The sequence below is a fragment of the Segatella copri genome (assembly GCF_026015625.1).
Lineage (GTDB): Bacteria > Bacteroidota > Bacteroidia > Bacteroidales > Bacteroidaceae > Prevotella > Prevotella copri_H.
Genome location: NZ_JAPDVG010000001.1, coordinates 3,688,854 through 3,710,037, shown reverse-complemented (window position 1 = coordinate 3,710,037; position 21,184 = coordinate 3,688,854). Strand labels below are relative to the sequence as shown.

Here is a 21,184-nt window from a genome sequence, read left to right as displayed (position 1 = left end):
AAATGTTTGCATAATTCGGCAAAAAGTTGTATCTTTGCACCGCATTTTTAATGAAACCGCCGTGAGGAAGGTCATCAGATGCACAAAATTAAACATATTCATATTTTATTAAATTAAGTTTTTACAGCTATGTATTTAGACAAAGCAAAAAAAGAAGAGATCTTTAGCAAGTACGGAAAGTCTAACTCTGATACTGGTTCTGCTGAGAGCCAGATAGCATTGTTCTCATACCGTATTGCTCATTTGACGGAACATGTTAAGAAGAACCGTAAAGATTATACTACAACACGTGCGTTGACACAGCTTGTAGGAAAGCGTCGTGCATTGCTCGATTACTTGTATGATCGCGACATCAATCGCTATCGTGCTATCATCAAGGCCCTCGGTCTTCGTAAGTAATCAGCTTAGGCAGACACATTGCTTAACAGAACAGAATCCCATCGTTCGCAAGAGCGATGGGATTTTTCTTGCTTACTCATAAATAAAAAAAGAATATGATTCATTTCTTAGAACAGCACTTTGTAGAACTTGTAACCATAACCAGCATCATCTATCTGACGCTGGCAACCATCCTGTTGCTCTACCAGACACCTGATACGGCCGTTTACAAAACTTTCCGCAGATCTAAAAGACTGATGGCAGGCGGAATGATGCTCATCAGCCTGAATATATGGATCTGGATAGCTTCATTTACAGGAAGCTGGACGGAATATAACAACTGGGTTCCCTGTTTCGACATCATCCTCTTCTATCTGATGGGCATCTGCTTCAGCTTCTCGCTCAGCAGTCTGCTCGACCCTCATTATATCTCCCGGAAGCGCTGCAGGACGATAGCCGTAAAGTTCACAATGACGGCTTTCTTCGCCCTTATCGCCATGACAGATGCGCTGAAGGCATACCAGATACCCCTGCTGCTTATCGCCCTGATAGGACTGCTGGAGATGCTCATAGGGCATATCTACTACTTCAACAAGTGCTATCTGAGAAGCAACGCCCTCTTCGAAAACTACTTCTCGAACGAGAAGAGCCATTTCATCAGATGGCTCAAGGTGAGCCACTGGCTCTTCTACGGCATGCTGATACTGGGCGTGATATCTATCCGTACGGGTGCCCTATTCAACTGGCTGGTGCAATTCTATGTGGTGGGCATGAACCTCTATATTCTGGTAAACATCATCAACTATGCCTCTGAATACGAGACGCTGATGAAGGCAGACTGCGATAAGACGGAAGAAGAAAAGAGCGGAGAAGCCAGCCCGAAGAAAGCCTACATCGAAACGCTGCGCCCTAGAGTAACGGAATGGATTCAGGAGAAATCGTATCTGAAGGACCAGTTCACGATAGATGATCTTGCCACCAGGCTGTATACCAACAAAACCTACCTCTCCTCATTCATCAAGGAAGAATTCGGCATGAACTTCAGCAGTTGGATAGCGAGTCTGCGCCTGGAAGAAGCCAAGAAAATGATGAGCGAGCATCCTGATGCCAAGCTGAAGGATATCGCCTACAACGTAGGTTTCTCCTCGCTGCCCTACTTTTCGAGCGTCTTTGCCAAACCAGAAGGTGTTACGCCATCTGCCTGGATGAAAGAACGCAGCAGGAATGCAGAAAGATAAGAAACAGAAAACGGGCTAGGAGCGAAAAAGCTCCTAGCCCGTTTTTGTATACTTACTAAAATTAAATTACTTAAGTATCTCCTTCAGCGGTTTCATCACGAAATCACGCTCCTCCATCAACGGATGGGGAACCTTGAAATCGGGCTCATCTATCACCAAGTCATCTATCATCAGGATATCAATGTCGATGATGCGGTCCTGGTATTCGCCATCCACCGACTTCATGGTGCGCCCCATTTCGCGCTCTATGCGCTGCGTAGCCTCCAACACCTGGCGCGGAGCCATCGTGGTGAGAACCAACACACAGGCATTGATATAGTCGTTGGGAGATGAATAACCCCAAGGCTTGGTTTCGTAAAGAGCAGACTGGCGCTCTACCACACCAATCTGCTCTCCTATCTTTTCTATTACCTCGCGAATGTTGCGCTTTCGGTTGCCCAAATTCGTACCGAGACTTAAATATACCTGATACATACTTATTCACACTTTTATAAAATTGTGGATAACTAAGCTAAAACCCAGAATATCAACAACTTCTATGTGTATAAAAACTGTTTATACCACTGTTAATCTGGAAGCATCAACAAAGAATCACCATAGCAGCCAAACATATAGCCATTCTTCACAGCCATCTTGTATGCCTCGTAAACCAGGTCGTAACCGCCAAAGGCTGCAGTACTCATCATCAGGGTTGACTCCGGATGATAGAAATTGGCTACGGCACAGTCAGCAAGACCGAAATCGTATGGAGGGAAGATGAACTTGTTGGTCCATCCATCGAAAGCCTTCATCATACCATCGGTACCTACAGCCGTTTCTGTTGCCTTCATCACACTGGTACCGATAGCGCAGACGCGATGGCCGGCAAGCTTGGTCTTGTTAACCAGATCGCATGCCTCCTGGCTGATCATCATCTGCTCAGAATCCATCTTGTGCTTGGTAAGGTCCTCCACCTCAATATCGTGGAAGTTGCCCAAACCGCAATGCAGGGTGATATAAGCCTCGTTGATACCGTTGATTTCCATACGCTTCATCAGCTCGCGTGAGAAGTGAAGACCGGTAGCAGGAGCAGTAACAGCACCCTCTACCTCAGCGAAAACACACTGGAAATCGTCCATATCATCCTCTGTAGCGTGATGATCCTCACGTGCATCGATAACGTAACGAGGAAGCGGAGCCTCGCCCAGAGCGAAGAGCGAACGCTTGAAGACATCATGATTGCCATCCTCATCATAGAGGAAACGGAGGGTACGGCCACGGCTGGTGGTATTGTCGATAACCTCGGCAACCATCTCGTTGACATCATCGAAGAAAAGCTTGTTGCCGATACGGATCTTGCGGGCAGGCTCAACCAATACGTCCCAAAGGCGCATCTCAGGATTGAGCTCACGGAGCAGGAACACCTCAATCTTGGCATCGGTCTTCTCCTTGGTACCATAAAGACGGGCTGGGAAAACCTTGGTATTGTTGAAGATGAAGGTATCGCCCTCTTCGAAGTAATTCACGATATCCTTGAACTGCAGGAATACTGGATTGCCATCGGCATCAACCATATCCTTGCCGTTTTCATCTTTCTTGTACATCTCGATGGTTTCTGACTTCTTGTGGAGAACCATGAGTCGGGACTCATCGCGGCGAGTAATCTCGAATGTACGTTCACCACTAGCCGTTTTTACCACGTGCTTTGCCTTATGCGGATAAAGTGCCACCTGATCTTTTGGCAACTTAAAGTTAAATTGTGATAGCTTCATGTTATATTTTTTATTACTTGGATGGCTGAAGGCTGTCTTCGAGAGGCTGCTCATCAAGCCATTCCTGGAAATGTTCAAAACTGATGCAGTTTTCTACTGCGAAACTTCCTGCCTTGGTACGGCGGAGGGCGGTAAGGTAGGCGCCACTATCGAGAGCCCTGCCGATATCACGGGCGAGGGAGCGGATGTAAGTGCCTTTGCCGCAAACCACACGGATGCTGGCGGTCTTCTCCTCATCGTTATAATCGGTGAGTTCTATCTCGTCTACACGCACGGTCTTCGGCTTGAGCTGAACCTCTTCGCCTGCCCGGCGCAAGGCATAAGAGCGGTCGCCATTCACCTTTACGGCGCTGTAGGTAGGCGGAACCTGCTGAATCTCGCCCACAAACTGCTTAAGCGTTTCCTCCACCAGCTGGCGGGTGATATGCTTCGTAGGATAGGTGTGATTCACGCTGTGTTCCTTATCGTAGCTGGCGGTAGTAGCACCGAGCTGCAGGGTAGCTGTATACTCCTTGGTATGGGTCTGCAGCTGTTCTATCTGCTTGGTACATTTACCGGTGCAGAGCACCAGCACGCCAGTGGCAAGGGGATCGAGCGTACCGGCATGTCCTATCTTCACCTTAAAACCGAGCTTCTTGCTGAGCAGATAGCGAACATGTGCCAGGGCTCCGAAACTCGACATGCGATAAGGCTTGTCGATGGCAATAATTTCTCCTTTTCTGAAATCCATAGTTTATGTTTAGTCAACCATCTGCATATCTACACCGCATAGGCCGCAGATGATAATGATAAGTCCTACTACGATACGGTACCAGCCGAAAGCTGCAAAACCGTACTTGGTGACATAATTGATGAAAAACTTGATGGCGAGAATGGCAACGATGAATGCTACCACTGAGCCTAATATCAATGTGAACAGGTTGTTGCCCTGGGTGAGCAATGAGCCGCCGCCATGGCTGATGAGCTTATAAACCTCGAGACAGGTGGCGCCAAACATGGTTGGCACTGCCAGGAAGAATGAGAACTCGGCTGCTGCCTTGCGGGTAAGACGCTGGGACATACCACCCACGATGGTTGACATGGAGCGCGATACACCAGGAATCATCGCTATGCACTGGATGAAACCGATAATCAGGGCACGCTTGTAAGTAAGCTTGGTCTGTTCGCTGCCTTTATTGAATATCTTATCGCAGAAGAGCATGAAAATACCGCCGATGACAAGCATCCAGCCCACCAGTTGTACATTGCCAAGGTTTGACTCGATGAAATCATTGAAGGCAAGACCCAATACCACGGCAGGCACGGTACCTACAAGCAGACGGGCATAGAAATCGAACATCGCCTTCCAATAGGTCTTCTCACCGGTCTTCACAGCCTCTGGATAGAAGAATCTCTTCCAATACAGACAGATGACAGAAAGGATGGCGCCAAACTGGATGATGACAGTAAAGGCGTTGACAAACTTATCCTGGATATCTACACCCAGCAAATTTTCTACTATAATCATGTGACCCGTACTGGATACAGGCAAGAACTCGGTCAGTCCCTCTACGATAGAGATAATGATAGTCTGAATAAAATCCATCTAATAATAATATGTATATTAATTATAAATTATTCATTGTCTTTCGGTTTGTGAATCACCGCATAGATGATTGAAAGGAAACCTATCAATGTTACAGTTGGTGCTACAACGATGCGACGGGTACTGAAAATATCAGTATCGAAGGTATGCTCGTTAGAACCGGCGCCACTCATCAGCAGAAAACCGATGATGATAATCGCCATTCCGATGCCTAACAAGATAAAGTTCATCTTGTCGAATGCTAAATTCTTCTTATCCATTATTTTTAATGTTTAATGTGTAATGTTTAATGTTTAATAAAGCAAGAGAATTCTTCACTCTTCACTCTTAACTCTTCCCTTATATTTTATACAAGTCTCCCGCCTTCATCTTCAGGAACTTATTGACTGAGATGCAGGCGCAGAAGGCGGTGATGATGATACCGAAGAGGAAGACGGAGCCACCGGTGATGGCAAGTTCCTGCCAGCCCAAAACGTTCATCAACTCAGGTTCGTGGAGCGACCATACATAGAGACAACCGCCCAGAAAACCATCTGCCAGCAGGGCTGAAACAACGCCCACAAGCATAGCCTTGCGCAGGAACGGACGGCGGATAAAGCCCCAGGATGCACCTACCAGTTTCATCGTATGGATGGAGAAACGGCGGGCATAGATGCCCAGACGCACCGTATTGTTAATCAGCGAGAACGAGATGAAGGTGAGCAGGGCTGCTACTATCAGCAATCCGATACTGATCTTTGCCAACGAATTGTTCACCTGTTCTATCAGGTCGTGCTGATAAGTAACCTCGGTAACACGTGGATATGCCTTCAGTTCCTTGGCAATCCACTTCAATGAATCATTGTTCGCGTAATCTGCCTTCGTCGTAATCTCTATGGAAGGCTGGAAAGGATTGACACCGGCAAACTCGCTCGGGTCGGCACCCAAATCGCGGGTAGCTTCTTTCAGTGCCTCTTCCTTGGTGATATAAGTCAGCGTATTGACATAAGGTCTTGCATTCAGGCGTTTACACATCTGCAATCCCTCCGGGTTAGTCATATCCTGTTCGAGCATTACCTGTACCACGAGATTCTCCTTCACATAGGAAGAGAGATTACGTCCCATGAGGACAGAGAAGATAACTAACCCCAACAAAATGAGCACCATAGCGGTACTGATACACAAAGTAATGACCTGCAATCCACGATGATTGCTAGGCTTATATTGTTTCTTTCTCATTTTTAAAAATCTTTACTAACTTAAAACCAAAAGGGCACAATAACCCAAATTGTCTGCAAAGATACGCATAAACGAAGAGATTACAAAATAAAATAGCATTTATTTACATTTATTCAATTAATTAATCGAACCACAGGTAAAAGTTAAGTTCAATTGAAAAAGAAAAGGGCCAACCTCACGGCCAGCCCTTCACATAATAAGTAAAATTCAAATAGGTATGACTTGAATTTACTAATTTACAAATACAATATTAGGGATGAAAAAATCCCAACATCTACACAATCTTTACATCTTAGTGATGACACCCTTCTCTGAACTCTCCAGGAACTGGATGATGTTCTGAATCTCCGGTCCATCTGGCACCTGATCCTTGATCTGGTTAATGGCATCGAAGAGGGATGTCTGACCATGGAATACCAGTCGGTAGGCATTAGCAATATGCTTGCGAACCTTCTCGGTAAGCTCAGCTGCTTCCATGATGATGGTGTTAGGACCTGCATACTTCACAGGCTTTCCACCGGCAATGATATAAGGAGGAATATCCTTAGAGAAGGCAGTACCTGCCTGAATCATCGCCAAGTCGCCTACTCTAGTCTTGGCGTTCTCTACTACAGATGTTGAGTAGATGACACCGTTACCAATCACACAGTCGCCCGCAATCTTGGTACCATAACCGAATACGCAACCGTTGCCGATTACGGTATCGTGAGAGACATGGGCACCTTCCATCAGGAAGTTGTTGTTGCCCAGAACGGTCTTGCCGCCCTTATGGGTACCACGGTTGATAACCACGTTCTCACGGATGGTATTGTTATCGCCGATGACTACCTCACTCTCCTCACCTGTAAAGTGGAAGTCCTGTGGGAGCGCAGCGATAACGGCTGCCTGGAACACCTTATTATTATTACCCATGCGAGTACCGTTCATAATGCTCACGAATGGATAGATGGTACAGTTGTCGCCGATGACCACATCGTCCTCAATATAGGCGAATGGATATATCTTGCAGTTGTCTCCAATCTTAGCCTTTGGAGAAACCTCTGCCTTTGGACTTATTATACTAGCCATAACTATAAACTATTAATTATTAACTATAAACTACTTAGCTCCTCCACCCAATGCATAGTAGAGATTTACTACTGCCTGCATCTTGTAGAAGTCATCAGCTACCTTAGAAAGCTGTACGTTGAGGAGTGAAGACTGTGCCTGGATGATTTCAAGGTAAGAGCTGCCTGCAATACCCATCAATTCCTTGGTAGATTCTACATTCTTCTCGAGCACTTCTATTCGCTTCTGCTCTATCTTGCTCTTCTCATCAGAGTAGTTGTAGAGAACAAGCGCATTGCTCACCTCGCTACCAGCCTTCAGCACGGTATTCTGCCAGGTGTTGTAAGCCTGCTCATACTGCATCTTAGCCACCTTTAAACCGGCTATGATACGGCCGTTCTGGAAAATTGGCTGGGTAAGAGAACCTACAGCTGAGAGCAACCACTTACCTGGGTTCACGATGCCCATACCACCTGAATTGGTGAAGGCACCTGTACCGGAAATGGTGATAGATGGATAGAACTTGCTGCGGGCGGTCTCTACACCATAGAAGCACTGGGCAAGATTCATCTCGGCTGCGTGGACATCAGCACGGTTGTTGAGCAACTGGATGCCTACACCGGTTGAGAAATTAGAAGGAAGACTCTGGTTATCCAACTTGCCACGGGCGATGCTATGTGCCTGGTCGCCGATGAGCAGACTCAGAGAGTTCTCTGTCTCACGAATCTGGCGCAACAGATCGGTCTTCTGGGTCAACACAGAATAGTAGTTAGACTCAGCTGACTGGATGGCTGGTGTACGGTAACCCAATCTGAGATCGTGCATCTTCTGCATAGTCTCCCAAGTATCCTTGGTCAATCCTTCCATATTGTTAACCAACTCCACCTGCTTGTCAAGCATCAACAGAGTATAATACATGTTGGCGATGTTGGCGATGAGGTTGGTCTTGACAGATACCTGATAATCCTGCAACTGGAGCAGCGCCATCTGGGCACTGCGCTTCTGAGAGAGCAGGTTGCCGAAGAGGTCTACCATCCAGCTGGCTGTAACAGGCATCGTGTAAGTCTTGGTGGCAGCCTGACCATCCCAGGAAGCGATGGTTCCCTGAGGAGTGAAAGCCAGAGAAGGCACGAATGCCAACTTGGCACACTTCAGCTGCTCTTCTGCTATCTTCACGTTCAAAGCCGCATTGAGGAGGTTGACATTGTTGTTCAATCCCTTCTCAATGATTGACTGGAGCTGAGGATCGGTAAAGACACTGCGCCAAGGGATATTGGCGAAGGTAGTAGTATCCTTTACAGCCAATGTATCTGTATCAGAAGCTACATCGCGAACGATACCGCTGGTCTTCACATCCGGACGCTCATACTTTCCGTAAAGTGTCTTGCAGCTGCTCAGGGAGAGCGCTGCGAGACCCAATATGATGATATTTAAATTCTTTTTCATTGTTTCCTTTGAAGTTACATTGCGTTATTACTTCTTCTCGATACCCTTCATTTCGTGAGCGGCGTTGGCATACTGCTCCAATTCGGCAGCTACCTCCTCGTTCATCTCGTCCTCGAACTTCATTGGGGTCAACTTCTCCTGCAACCACTGGAAGACTGCGAAGAGAGCAGGAACCACGAAGATCTGGCAGATTGTACCGAGCAACATACCACCTACGGCGGCAGCACCCAGGGTCTGGTTACCATTCTTACCTACACCTGATGCGAACATCAGAGGCAACAGACCGATAACCATCGCCAGAGAGGTCATCAGGATAGGACGGAGACGGGCACCGGCACCCAGGATAGCTGAGTACTTGATAGCCATACCCGTACGACGACGCTCGAGGGCGAACTGTACGATAAGGATGGCGTTCTTAGCCAACAGACCGATCAACATAATCAACGAAATCTGCATGTAGATATCGTTAGAGTGACCGAAGAGGTTAGTGAAGATAAATGCACCAGCCAAACCGAATGGGATAGACAATACTACAGACAATGGCAAGATGTAACTCTCGTACTGGGCACTCAAGATGAGGTAAACGAATACGATACAGAGTGCGAAGATCAAACCTGTAGAGTTGCTTGATTCAGCCTCAGAACGGGTCAAACCAGAATACTCATAGCCGTAACCCTCTGGCAATGTCTCCTTGGCAACCTCAGCAATCGCCTTCATACCGTCACCGGTAGAGTAACCGCTGTTAGGAGTTACAGATACATCCATAGAGGTAAACAGGTTGAATCGGGTGATGTTAGCTGGACCATAAACCTTCTTCAAGTTCACGAACTCGCTTACAGGAGACATGGTGCCATCAGCACAACGTACATAAATCTTGCTCAGATCGTCTGGACGCATACGACTCTCAGGTCCAGCCTGAATCATGACACGGTAGAGCTTACCGTAGGCATTGAAGTTAGATGCGTAGAGACCACCGAGATAACCCTGCATGACAGACAATACTGTTGATGGAGAGATGCCAGCCTGCTTGGTCTTGGCAACATCTACATCTACCATATACTGTGGATAGTTAGGGTTATACTGAGTCTGGGCGGTCTGAATCTCAGGACGCTTGTTCAACTCAGCCAGGAACTTCTTCACATTATCAAAGAACTTATTCAAGTCACCACCGGTCTTATCCTGCATGGTCATGGTGATACCATTCTGCATAGAGAAACCGGAAATCATAGGTGGAGCGAAAGCAAGAACCTGTGCATCCTTAATCGTAGCAGTCTGCTTGTAGATCATACCCAATACAGAGGTATACTCCATAGGGTTGACAAACAGCGCCTCGATACCGCCACCGGTACAAGCCTCCTTGATACGGTGGAAGAATCCACCCGGACGCTCCTCGAATGGCTTCAGCTTCACGATGATGGTACCCTGGTTAGAACCGGTACCACCGATAAAGCTATAACCCATGATGGCGTTACGGGTTGCGATGGCTGGGTTGCTAGCCAGCATCTTATCTACCTGCTTAACGACCTCTGCTGTACGTTCCTGAGAAGTACCAGGAGCTGTAGAGATACAAGCGAAGATAGTACCGGTATCCTCATCAGGCACCAGACCCGTCTTGGTAGTACCCATCAGGGCAACCAGACCTACGATACTGACAGCCACGAGGCTACCAGCGATGATGCCGTGGTTGATAACCCACTTGACACCACCCTTATACTTATTGGTAATCTTATCAAACTGATAGTTGAATCCAGCGTGGAATCGGTCGATGAAAGACATCTTCTTCTCGTGACCCTCCTCATGTGGCTTCAGCAACACGGCACAGAGTGCAGGAGACAAAGTCAACGCATTGATAGCCGAAATAACGATAGATACCGCCATGGTTACACCGAACTCACGGTAGAAGTAACCGGAAGTACCACCGATGAATGATACAGGAACGAACACGGCAGACATCACCAATGTAATAGAGATGATGGCGCTGGAAATTTCGTTCATCGCATCGATAGCTGCAGTAAGGGCACTCTTGTAACCCTGGTCGAGCTTGGCGTGAACCGCCTCGACCACCACAATGGCATCATCGACCACAATCGCAATAGCAAGCAGCAAGGCTGACAGCGTAAGCAGGTTGATGGAGAATCCGAAGATCCAAAGGAAGAGGAACGTACCGACCAGAGCCACAGGCACGGCAATCATAGGAATCAGCGTAGAACGGAAGTCCTGCAAGAAGATATACACTACGATAAACACCAGTACCAGGGTGATGATCAAGGTGAAGATAACCTCCTCGATAGATGCGAACAAGAACTCAGTAACATCCATCAGGATGACATTCTTCAACCCAGGAGGATAACTCTTCTCCAGTTCATCAAGCGATTTCTTTACGTCGCTGGCAATCTGGGTAGCGTTGGAACCGGCAATCTGCTGAACCATACCCAGCACGGCAGGCTGACCATCATTGAGCAGGTTAACGTTGTACTGCAAACCACCCAACTCAACCTTGGCAATTTCGCCCAGACGGAGAGTCTGACCGGAAGTATTACTCTTGATGAGGATATTCTCATACTCCATTGGAGTCTTCAAACGACCCTTGTAACGCAAGGTATATTCATACTGCATATCAGAGCTCTCACCAAAGCTACCAGGGGCAGCCTCGATATTCTGCTCTGCCAAAGCCTGAGAAACATCAGAAGGAACCAGTCCGAACTCCTTCATCTTCTCTGGCTTCAACCAGATACGCATAGAGTAGTTACGGGTAGAAGGGCTCTGCACATCACCCACACCACTGATACGTTTCAACTGAGGAATGACGTTGATCAGGGCGTAGTTGGTAACAAACTGGTCGTCGTAACGGCCATCGTCTGTAGTCAGAGCGAACATGATAACGTTAGAACTCTGACGCTTGGCTACAGTGACACCCACCTTGGTAACCTCGGCAGGCAGCAGAGACTGCGCCTGAGACACACGGTTCTGTACGTTGACCGCAGCCATATCAGGGTCAGAACCCTGCTTGAAGTAAACGGTGATCTGAGCAAAACCAGAGTTAGACGCAGAAGAGGTCATATAAGTCATGTTCTCCACACCGTTGATACTCTCCTCCAGCGGAGCAACGACAGAGTTCAACACCGTCTGGGCATCTGCACCCGTATAGGTAGCAGTTACCGTGATGGTAGGCGGCGCGATATTCGGATACTGCTCGATAGGCAGCGATACCAAGCCGATAATACCCAGCAAGACGAAGAAGATGGAAACCACCGTCGAAAGTACCGGGCGCTTTATAAAGTTTGTAAATGACATAATTTACTATTTTTCTTTATACCTTATTATATATTACTTCTTTCCGCCCATAGCAGTAGCGAAGGCATGAGCGTTATCCTGAGACTCAGCCAACTTGGCAGCCTCAGCAATCTTCTGATTGTAACGCTCCAGAGTGATAGGCTTGATCTGCTGACCATCGGTCAACTTGGTAATACCCTTTAAAACAATACGATCGCCTACATGAAGACCTGCAGTTACGATATAGTTCTTGCCATCATCCTGTGGATTGACCTTGATCTCAGAATACTTCACCTTGTTATCCTTGGTTACGATGTAAACGAAGATCTTATCCTGAACCTGAGAGCAAGCCTCCTGAGGGATAACGATAGCGCTGTTATGATCGTTAGGAACCACGATAGAACCTGCACCACCACTCTTCAGCAACTTCTCAGGGTTAGCGAAGTGAGCGATGAGAGAGATAGAACCGGAAGTAGCATCGATGACACCACTCATCTTAACCACCTTACCCGGGTGATTATAGATAGAACCGTCTGCCAACTGCAACTTGACAGCTGGGAACGCTGCGATGGCTGCCTGAATACTACCATTGGTCTTAGACATGCTCAAGATCTGAGACTCAGAGAGTGAGAAGAACACCTCCATAGTGCTGATATTGGAAACGGTAGTAAGAGCCTGACCAGAAGCACTTACCAGAGCACCCACCTTGAAAGGAAGGCTACCTACTACACCTGCAGAAGGGCTGGTAACGGTACACCAAGCCAACTGCTCGCGGGCTGAAGCCAATGCTGCCTCTGCCTGAGCTACCTGAGCCTTAGCTGTTGCATAGCTGTTAGCTGCTGTAGAGAGTTCAAATTCACCGATAATCTTGCTATCATACAATTTCTTATTGTTCTGATAGGTCAACTTGGCTGTATTAGCCTGTGCCTTAGCTGTATTTACAGCGGCAGCTGCAGAACGGACAGCAGCCTGATAGGTCTCGCTATCAATAGAGAACAAAGCCTGACCTGCTGATACAGTCTGTCCCTCGTGTACAAAAACCTTAGTGATAAAACCAGAAACCTTAGGACGTACCTCTACATCCTGGATACCCTTGATGGTAGCAGGATAGGTAGTCTGCAATGCGGCGCTGGAAGTACCGATAGTAGCCACAGCGAACTCATCATCGCTGAAGTCAGGCAGACCGCCCTTCTTACTTCCACCACATGATGTCAACGCAGCAAGAACACAAACTGCTGCAACAAACAAAACGCTTTTAATTTTCATACCTATTTTTATATTATAAATTTATTATTTAATCTTTTATCTTCTCTTATTCAAAAGTTCTTTCCGTCCTCTAACGAAAACTTTTATGCGCCTTTAAGTTTTAAAAGCGGTGCAAAAGTACTAATAATAAATGAATAACGGCTCGCTAGGAGCCGTTATTTAACAAAAATTATTCTCTATTTTGAGTTTTCTGCATTTACCAATCCCATCTCCTGAGCCTTCTTCATCAGAAGTTCCATCAACGGTTCACGCTCATTAGCCACCTTATTATCCAATACAGCATCCTTGAGATACTGCTTCAGGGTGCCTACCTCGCGGCAAGGGGTAAGATGGAACATCTCCATAATCTCATTACCATCGATGCATGGCTGGAGAAGTCGCTTATAATCACGTTCCTGCAGATCAACCAGTTTCTCGCGCACCATCTTGAAATTATCCAGAAAACGCTGCTTGCGCACCTGGTTCTTACTGGTAATATCAGCCTCGCAGAGCGTCATCAGGTCGTTGATGTCATCGCCGGCATCATTCAGCAGGCGGCGAACGGCACTGTCGGTAACCTCCTCATCAGCAATCACAATCGGACGCATGTGGAGTTCTACCAGCTTCTGCACATACTTCATCTTCGCATCCATCGGAAGTTTCATACGGCGGAAGATACCCGGAATCATCTTTGCACCTATTATATTATGACTGTGGAATGTCCAGCCGATATTGTTGTCCCAGCGCTTGCTCTTCGGTTTACCGATGTCGTGGAAGAGAGCAGCCCAGCGGAGCCAGAGGTTATCTGAATGCTTGCACACATTCTCGAGCACCTCCATCGTATGGTCGTAATTATTCTTATGTGCCCTGCCGTTACGGGTTTCCACCTTGTCCATCGCAACCAGTTCTGGCAGAATGAGATCGAGCAGACCTGTATCTTTCAGGTAATAGAAACCGCTACTTGGGTGCTTGGAGAGCATAATCTTGTTCATCTCGTCGCAGATTCGCTCAGCACTGATAATCTTCAGGCGCTCGGCATTGCGGGAGAGCGCATCATAGGTCTCCTCCTCTATCTGGAAATTGAGTTGGGTAGCGAAACGCACGCAACGCATCATACGCAGCGGGTCATCAGAAAAAGTGATATCCGGGTCGAGCGGAGTGGCAATAATGCCATCTTCCATATCGTAGACACCATCAAAAGGATCTACGAGTTCTCCAAAACGGTCTTTGTTCAGGCAGATAGCCATCGCATTGATGGTAAAGTCGCGGCGGTTCTGGTCATCCTCCAGCGTTCCATCTTCCACAATAGGCTTTCTGGAATCGCGCTGATAGCTCTCCTTACGGGCGCCGACAAACTCCACTTCAGTATCCTGATACTTCACTTGTGCTGTTCCGAAATTACGGAACACAGAGAGATGCGCCTTTCTTCCGAGCATCTTCTTCAAGGCAGAAGCTACCTCTATACCGCTACCAACCACAACGACATCAATATCATTGGAAGGTCGCTCCAGGAAGAGGTCACGCACATATCCACCTACTACATAACACTCCACAGACAACCCATCTGCTGCCTCTGAAATCTTATGAAATATATCCTTATCCAGTATCTGTGCCAGTTCGGCATTGGTCAAATTTCTCATACTCTTTTTACTTTCGGGGTGCAAAGTTACTGCAAATCGAAGACAATACAAAATAAAAAAAGGTTTTTTTTGTTTTTATTGTTGAGATGCAGCGTAACTTATCAAAAGTTACAGCAATATAAGCGAAAAACAAAATAATTATTTGGCTATTTCATAATAAATGCGTAAATTTGCACCGAATTTCGAAATTATTATGGCAGATTTATTGAAAACAGAACAGCAGTTTAAGGATGTCATGAGTGAATGCAGGACATTATTTGAGAAGAAGCTTCATGATTATGGAGCCTCTTGGAGAATCTTGCGCCCTTCTTCTCTGACAGACCAGCTCTATATCAAGGCGAAGCGCATCCGCTCGCTCGAAATCAAGAAAGAATCTCTGGTTGGCGAAGGTATCCGTCCGGAGTTCATTGCCCTTATCAATTATGGTATCATAGGACTCATCCAGCTCGAAAAGCCTTTCGTGGATGAAGTGGATATGACACCCGAAGAGGCTATGAAACTATACGACCTCCATGCAAAGGAGGCACTGGAACTGATGCTCAGGAAGAACCATGACTATGATGAAGCATGGCGCTCGATGAGAGTCAGCAGTTATACAGACTTCATCCTGACCAAGATTCAGCGCGTAAAGGAAATTGAAGACATCGCAGGCGCTACCCTCGTTTCTGAAGGTATTGATGCCAACTATATGGACATCATCAACTATGCCGTCTTCGGTGCCATCAAAATGAGCGAGAAGTAAAATATAAAATGATGAAGAATAAGGCAACTCACATATTAACAAAGATAGCGGTCAATATCGGGCGACTGCTGATGGCTATAACCTTCATTTTCTCAGGATTTGTAAAGGGAATTGACCCATTAGGCACGCAATACAAGATAACCGACTATCTGGAGGCGCTGCACATCGACTGGATGTTCCCCGACTGGAGCACCCTCGTGATGTCGGTATTACTAGCCACTGCAGAGTTTGCCATCGGTATCTTCCTCCTCTTCGCCATCCGACGGAGACTGATGAGCAAGATCACCCTTGCCGTGATGAGCGTGATGACGCTGATTACCCTGTGGATCGTTATCGCAGACCCAGTAAAGGATTGCGGATGCTTCGGTGATGCCGTAGTGCTCACCAATATGGAGACATTCATCAAGAACATCATCCTCCTGATATTCGCCGTCCTGCTTTGGAGAAAGCCGCTGGAGATGCAGAGACTCATCTCGAAACAGACCCAGTGGGTGGTGATCAACTACACCTTCCTCTTCTCCATCGTGATGAGCATCTGGAGTCTGTGGTATCTGCCGCAATTCGACTTCCGTCCTTATCATATAGGTGTCAACATCGCCAAGGGCATGGAGATTCCGAAAGGAGCCAAGCAACCCAAGTTTGATACCACCTTCATCCTGGAGAAGAACGGAGAGCGGAAGGAGTTTACATTAGACAACTATCCCGACTCCACCTGGACTTTCATCGACAGCAAGACGGTTCAGACCGAAGAAGGATACGTACCTCCAATCCACGACTTCAGCATAGCTGATGCCAAGACGGGAGAAGACATCACCCAGGAAGTGATTCACGATAAAGGCTACACCTTCCTCCTGGTTTCGCCACATCTGGAATTTGCCGACGACAGCAACTTCGGCAATATCGATGAGATTTACGAATATGCCAACGACCATGGCTACCGTTTTCTCTGCCTTACGGCTAGTACGGAGAAAGCCATCAAGCACTGGCAGGACATAACTGGAGCAGAATATCCCTTCTATGTCACAGACGAGACTACGCTGAAGACGATAATCCGCAGCAACCCAGGTCTTCTTCTGCTGAAGGACGGAACCATCATCCAGAAATGGAGCCACAACGATTTGCCTGACATGGCAGAGATTGGTGACAAGCCACTGGAGAAGACCGAGATAGGCAAGATGCCGGAAGTAAGTGCCGCCAAGAAGACAGCCGGCATCATCTCCTGGTTCATCATTCCACTGGTACTCCTCACCATTGCCGACCGGCTCTGGGCTTGGGGCGCCTGGATCAGAAAGAAAGAGAATTCGAACAGAATATTATCAACTTTTAAAAAGAAAAGAAAAATGAGAAAGAAAATTGTAGCAGGTAACTGGAAAATGAACATGAACCTGCAGGACGGTGTTGCTCTCGCTAAGGAGATTAACGAGGCATTGGTAGCAGACAAACCAAACTGCGACGTAGTAATCTGTACTCCATTTATCCACTTGGCTTCTGTAGCTCAGGTTTTGGATTCAGAGATTGTAGGCCTTGGTGCAGAAAACTGCGCAGACAAGGCTAAGGGTGCTTTCACAGGTGAGGTTTCAGCTGAGATGGTAAAGAGCACAGGTGCTCAGTATGTTATCCTCGGCCACTCAGAGCGTCGTCAGTACTATGGCGAGACAGCAGAGATCTTGAAGGAGAAGGTAGAGTTGGCTTTGGCTAACGGTTTGAAGGTTATCTTCTGCTGCGGTGAGACTCTCGAGGAGCGTGAGGCTGAGAAGCAGAACGAGGTAGTAAAGGCTGAGTTGGAAGGTTCAGTATTCCACTTGAGCGCTGACGCTTGGAAGAACATCATCCTTGCTTACGAGCCAATCTGGGCTATCGGTACAGGTAAGACTGCTACTTCTGACCAGGCTGAAGAGATGTTGGCATACATCCGCTCTATCGTAGCAGAGAAGTATGGCAACGAGGCTGCTGAGGATACATCAATCCTCTACGGTGGTAGCTGCAAGGCTAGCAACGCTCCTGAGCTCTTCGCTAAGCCAAACATCGACGGTGGTTTGATCGGTGGTGCTTCTTTGAAGGCTGCTGATTTCAAGGGTATCATCGACGCTTGGAAGAAGTAATCTCATAAGGATATTACATTTCCCGAAGGGATGCCTTCTTCGTGAAGCGCATCCCTTCATTCTTCATTACACCTTATTATATATAGAGATCCAAGAATAAGGTGCTGTTTTAAAACAAGACGACAAACATAAAAGGAATAGTCATGAAACAATTCGTCACATTATTGATTATGATCCTCTGCTCAACATTCACAGCTAATGCGCAGAACTACCTGGACCATCTCAAAAAGAAGGAACCGGGAAAGGGTGTTGTAACCGTGAACCAAAGTAAGGCGATTGATGAACTGGTAAACGGCAAACAAGTGATTCCACAAGACGACAAGACTAAGACTACCCCACAGAAAAAAGAAAAAGAGCCTGAAACTCAGCACAAGCAGGGTCCTGATTCCCTGAAGAAGACTGAGCCACAGCATCATGAGGCAACCCGAGAGAATGCCCACGTGAACAATGCCCAAAAGGCAGAGAATAAAAACGAAGAAAAAGAGACACCTGTAGTGGATATGCGCAAGAAAGTGATGCGCAAGAGCTATAAGGTTACAGGATATAGAGTACAGGCTTTCGCTGGCGGCAATTCGCGTAACGACCGTCTGAAAGCAGAACAGACTGGCAATCAGCTGAAAGTTCATTTCCCTGAGCAGCCGGTTTATGTTCATTTCTACTCTCCAAGATGGATTTGCCGAATGGGCAACTTCCGCAGTTTAGCTGAAGCCCAGAAGATGCTTGCCAAGGTTCGTTCCCTGGGATACAGACAGGCATGCCTTGTAAAGGGACAGATTACGGTACAGTACTAGTTAATAGTTAACAACTCAAGTTTCGCAAGTGGTTTAAGTACGGGCTGAAGGCCCAAAAGCTCCTAGCCCAGGGCATCGCCCTGGGTATCATAGCAATCAACAAGGCGCCCTGTAAGGGCAAAAGCTTTATGTGTTGCTTGGAGTTTTAAAGCTTTTGCCCTTACAGGGCGACAGGTATGCGTCCGTAATTACCCAGGGCGATGCCCTGGGCTAGGAGCTTCTGCCCTTTCAGGGCGTGTGGTGCAAAACTTGCGAAACTTCAGATAACAATTAATAGTTAATAGTTTACAGCATTGATACCGTAGGCCTAATTATTAATTATAAATAATCAATTATAAATTAAATAAGATGAATCCAGAAACAGAATTTCGCGAGGGATTGGACGAACTCGCAGAACACTATACAGAAGTATTGAAGCTCTTGGGAGAAGACCCTGAACGTGAAGGACTTGTAAAAACACCGATGCGAGTAGCCAAGGCTATGCAGATACTGACTCGTGGCTATACACAGGACGCGCACAAGGTATTGACCGATGCCCTCTTCGAAGAGAAATACAACCAGATGGTCATCGTGAAAGATATTGATTTCTTCTCGATGTGCGAGCACCACATGCTTCCTTTCTATGGCAAGGTGCATGTAGCCTATATCCCGAACGGCAAGATTACCGGTCTGAGCAAGATAGCTCGTGTGGTAGATATCTACAGCCATCGTCTCCAGGTACAGGAGCGTCTTACCCAGCAGATTAAAGACTGCATTCAGGAAACATTGAATCCGCAGGGCGTGATGGTAGTGATAGAAGCCAAGCACATGTGCATGCAGATGCGAGGTGTAGAGAAACAGAATTCCATAACCACCACAAGCGACTACAGCGGAGTTTTCAATTCACTGAACACCCGCCAGGAGTTTATGAGTCTGCTGAGAGGAGAAACGAAGAGAATTTAATTTTTTAATGTTGAATGTTGAATGTTGAATGTTGAATTAGGCATACGCCATATCAACTCATCATTCAACATTCAACATTCAACACTCCTCCCCAATTCAACATTCAACATTCAACATTACCAAAAATGAAGTTTATATCCTGGAACGTAAATGGCCTGCGCGCTTGCGTAGGCAAGGACTTCGAGAACCAGTTTAAGGAACTCGATGCCGACTTCTTCTGCCTGCAGGAAACAAAGATGCAGGAGGGACAGCTCGACCTTCAGTTTGAGGGCTACCAGAGTTATTGGAACTACGCTGAGAAAAAAGGATACTCCGGTACAGCCATTTATACCAAGCACAAGCCATTAAACGTAAGTTATGGCATGGGCGTAGAGGAACATGATCATGAAGGCAGAATCATCACGCTGGAATATGACCAGTTCTATCTCGTTACCTGCTACACCCCAAATTCGCAGACAGAACTCAAGCGCCTGGATTATCGCATGACCTGGGAAGACGATTTCCGCAAGTTTCTGAAATCTCTTGATGCCAAGAAACCAGTCGTCATCTGCGGCGATCTGAATGTAGCACACGAAGAGATAGATATCAAGAATCCGAAGACCAACCGTCGAAATGCCGGTTTCACCGATGAGGAGCGAGAAAAGATGACCGTTCTTCTGAACGATGGCTTTACCGACAGTTTCCGTTATCTCCACCCGGATGAGGTAACCTATTCGTGGTGGTCATACCGTTTCAAGGCGCGCGAGAAGAATGCCGGTTGGCGTATCGACTACTTCCTTGTCTCCAACCGTATCAAGGAACAGATTACAGAAGCTAAAATCCATACTGAAATCATGGGCAGCGACCATTGTCCGGTAGAAGTAGATTTAACGTTCTAATCCTACCTGTCATCCAACATCAATAAGAATAATCAGAAGAGGGTGAATCATAAGTTTATGATTCACCCTCTTCTTGTTGTTGGTAAATATAGGTCATAAAAAAAGGGGATGCACCTTCCTCACGGAAGCCATCCCCATATTGGTCATATCAACATAAAATTTTAATTTATATAAGAGAGATTTTCTTCTAATTCAATGAAGTAACAAAACTATAGTTGCTTATTTCTGATTACATGAACTGCTTCAACTCAGAGAGATTTCTCTTCTCAGAAGAACCGTCCTTGTAAGTTACCATGAAGTAATCGTGAACAGACTTGCCATTCTTGAACTGAACGACAGCTACACCGCCTTCACGGAGCTGGAGTGTGAAGTAGCCTTCGCGCTTACCATTGACATAGTTGCCATGCCACTTCTCCTTACCATTCTTATAATAGGTAGTAACCTCACCATTAAAGATAGTATTGCGATCGTTGCCGAGGTCGATAAAGCTATAACCACCTTCAGCACGGAGATTACCGTTCATATAGAAGTCCTGGAAAACGTCCTTCTTGTTAAGGCCTGAACCAGTAGTCATCAGCAGTCTGTAATAACTAGCCTGATCTGCACTGGTTACATTGCTCATATTTTCTGCATAGAAAATAGTGTCAGCTACAACTGTTGCATTCTCTACGTGCTTACGACCGAAAGCTGCTATGGTCATCAAAGCCATCAATGAGAATAATATCATTCGTTTCATATCGTTTATTTTTAGGATGTTATTGTAATTGTCTTTGTTTCTTTTTCTGGTGCAAAGATACAACGATTTCCGAAAAATTCATAATTCCTTAACGCTATTTTATCTTATTTTTTGAGCAAGTAATACTTTTTGTTTTTGAACGCACACAAGCTTACAATTTGCAATTTCATAG

At 46.5% G+C, this 21,184-nt stretch carries 19 protein-coding genes; 7 read left to right on the top strand and 12 right to left on the bottom strand.

Annotated features, from left to right (window positions below):
- Positions 1 to 129 precede the first annotated feature (129 nt).
- Positions 130 to 399 (top strand): 30S ribosomal protein S15, encoded by a 270-nt coding sequence (rpsO, locus tag ONT19_RS15390; protein WP_022122065.1) that lies wholly within the window; start codon positions 130 to 132, stop codon positions 397 to 399.
- Between the two features lie 95 nt (positions 400 to 494).
- Positions 495 to 1,616 (top strand): helix-turn-helix transcriptional regulator, encoded by a 1,122-nt coding sequence (locus tag ONT19_RS15385; protein WP_264953270.1) that lies wholly within the window; start codon positions 495 to 497, stop codon positions 1,614 to 1,616.
- Positions 1,617 to 1,682: 66 nt separating this feature from the next.
- Here ONT19_RS15385 and folK read toward each other — a convergent pair whose 3' ends face one another.
- The 11 genes from folK to ONT19_RS15330 all read right to left on the bottom strand — a co-directional run bounded on the left by folK (position 1,683) and on the right by ONT19_RS15330 (position 14,821).
- Positions 1,683 to 2,090: a 2-amino-4-hydroxy-6-hydroxymethyldihydropteridine diphosphokinase gene (folK, locus tag ONT19_RS15380; protein WP_118080701.1), complete on the bottom strand. Its 408-nt coding sequence runs from the start codon at positions 2,088 to 2,090 to the stop codon at positions 1,683 to 1,685.
- Positions 2,091 to 2,182: 92 nt separating this feature from the next.
- Positions 2,183 to 3,367 carry a tRNA preQ1(34) S-adenosylmethionine ribosyltransferase-isomerase QueA gene (queA, locus tag ONT19_RS15375; protein ID WP_006849071.1) on the bottom strand — a complete coding sequence of 395 codons (1,185 nt, stop codon included), beginning with the start codon at positions 3,365 to 3,367 and terminating at the stop codon, positions 2,183 to 2,185.
- 13 nt (positions 3,368 to 3,380) lie between these two features.
- Positions 3,381 to 4,097, bottom strand: coding sequence for a tRNA pseudouridine(55) synthase TruB (gene truB / locus ONT19_RS15370; protein ID WP_117727307.1), 717 nt, complete (start codon positions 4,095 to 4,097; stop codon positions 3,381 to 3,383).
- A 9-nt stretch (positions 4,098 to 4,106) separates the two neighbouring features.
- Positions 4,107 to 4,952: an undecaprenyl-diphosphate phosphatase gene (locus tag ONT19_RS15365; protein WP_118151656.1), complete on the bottom strand. Its 846-nt coding sequence runs from the start codon at positions 4,950 to 4,952 to the stop codon at positions 4,107 to 4,109.
- Positions 4,953 to 4,981: 29 nt separating this feature from the next.
- Positions 4,982 to 5,212: a DUF3098 domain-containing protein gene (locus tag ONT19_RS15360; protein ID WP_006849068.1), complete on the bottom strand. Its 231-nt coding sequence runs from the start codon at positions 5,210 to 5,212 to the stop codon at positions 4,982 to 4,984.
- Positions 5,213 to 5,291: 79 nt separating this feature from the next.
- Positions 5,292 to 6,170 (bottom strand): cell division protein FtsX, encoded by an 879-nt coding sequence (locus ONT19_RS15355; RefSeq protein ID WP_264953269.1) that lies wholly within the window; start codon positions 6,168 to 6,170, stop codon positions 5,292 to 5,294.
- Positions 6,171 to 6,455: 285 nt separating this feature from the next.
- Positions 6,456 to 7,238, bottom strand: a complete 783-nt coding sequence (gene lpxA, locus ONT19_RS15350) for an acyl-ACP--UDP-N-acetylglucosamine O-acyltransferase (RefSeq protein ID WP_022122071.1) — start codon at positions 7,236 to 7,238, stop codon at positions 6,456 to 6,458.
- Between the two features lie 30 nt (positions 7,239 to 7,268).
- The gene (locus tag ONT19_RS15345; protein WP_022122072.1) at positions 7,269 to 8,663 is read right to left on the bottom strand and encodes an efflux transporter outer membrane subunit; all 1,395 of its coding nucleotides are present in this window, start codon (positions 8,661 to 8,663) and stop codon (positions 7,269 to 7,271) included.
- Between the two features lie 27 nt (positions 8,664 to 8,690).
- A complete protein-coding gene (locus ONT19_RS15340; RefSeq protein WP_264953268.1) occupies positions 8,691 to 11,957 on the bottom strand; it encodes an efflux RND transporter permease subunit in 3,267 nt (1,088 codons plus the stop codon).
- 33 nt (positions 11,958 to 11,990) lie between these two features.
- Positions 11,991 to 13,202 carry an efflux RND transporter periplasmic adaptor subunit gene (locus ONT19_RS15335; RefSeq protein WP_118190945.1) on the bottom strand — a complete coding sequence of 404 codons (1,212 nt, stop codon included), beginning with the start codon at positions 13,200 to 13,202 and terminating at the stop codon, positions 11,991 to 11,993.
- A gap of 176 nt (positions 13,203 to 13,378) precedes the next feature.
- Positions 13,379 to 14,821, bottom strand: coding sequence for a CCA tRNA nucleotidyltransferase (locus tag ONT19_RS15330; RefSeq protein WP_022122075.1), 1,443 nt, complete (start codon positions 14,819 to 14,821; stop codon positions 13,379 to 13,381).
- A 193-nt stretch (positions 14,822 to 15,014) separates the two neighbouring features.
- On the opposite strand from ONT19_RS15330, the gene ONT19_RS15325 reads away from it, so the two are divergent.
- From ONT19_RS15325 to ONT19_RS15305, 5 genes are all read left to right on the top strand, one after another.
- A complete protein-coding gene (locus ONT19_RS15325; RefSeq protein ID WP_228112588.1) occupies positions 15,015 to 15,563 on the top strand; it encodes a DUF1599 domain-containing protein in 549 nt (182 codons plus the stop codon).
- Positions 15,564 to 15,571: 8 nt separating this feature from the next.
- On the top strand, positions 15,572 to 17,665 hold the full coding sequence (locus tag ONT19_RS15320) for a BT_3928 family protein (RefSeq protein WP_264953267.1): 2,094 nt from the start codon (positions 15,572 to 15,574) through the stop codon (positions 17,663 to 17,665).
- A 143-nt stretch (positions 17,666 to 17,808) separates the two neighbouring features.
- Positions 17,809 to 18,456 (top strand): SPOR domain-containing protein, encoded by a 648-nt coding sequence (locus ONT19_RS15315; protein WP_264953266.1) that lies wholly within the window; start codon positions 17,809 to 17,811, stop codon positions 18,454 to 18,456.
- 348 nt (positions 18,457 to 18,804) lie between these two features.
- On the top strand, positions 18,805 to 19,398 hold the full coding sequence (gene folE / locus ONT19_RS15310; RefSeq protein WP_117727317.1) for a GTP cyclohydrolase I FolE: 594 nt from the start codon (positions 18,805 to 18,807) through the stop codon (positions 19,396 to 19,398).
- Between the two features lie 125 nt (positions 19,399 to 19,523).
- On the top strand, positions 19,524 to 20,276 hold the full coding sequence (locus tag ONT19_RS15305; RefSeq protein WP_264953265.1) for an exodeoxyribonuclease III: 753 nt from the start codon (positions 19,524 to 19,526) through the stop codon (positions 20,274 to 20,276).
- 229 nt (positions 20,277 to 20,505) lie between these two features.
- Here the strand turns inward: ONT19_RS15305 and ONT19_RS15300 are convergent, their stop codons facing one another.
- On the bottom strand, positions 20,506 to 21,012 hold the full coding sequence (locus ONT19_RS15300; protein WP_022122080.1) for a toxin-antitoxin system YwqK family antitoxin: 507 nt from the start codon (positions 21,010 to 21,012) through the stop codon (positions 20,506 to 20,508).
- Between the last annotated feature and the right edge of the window lie 172 nt (positions 21,013 to 21,184).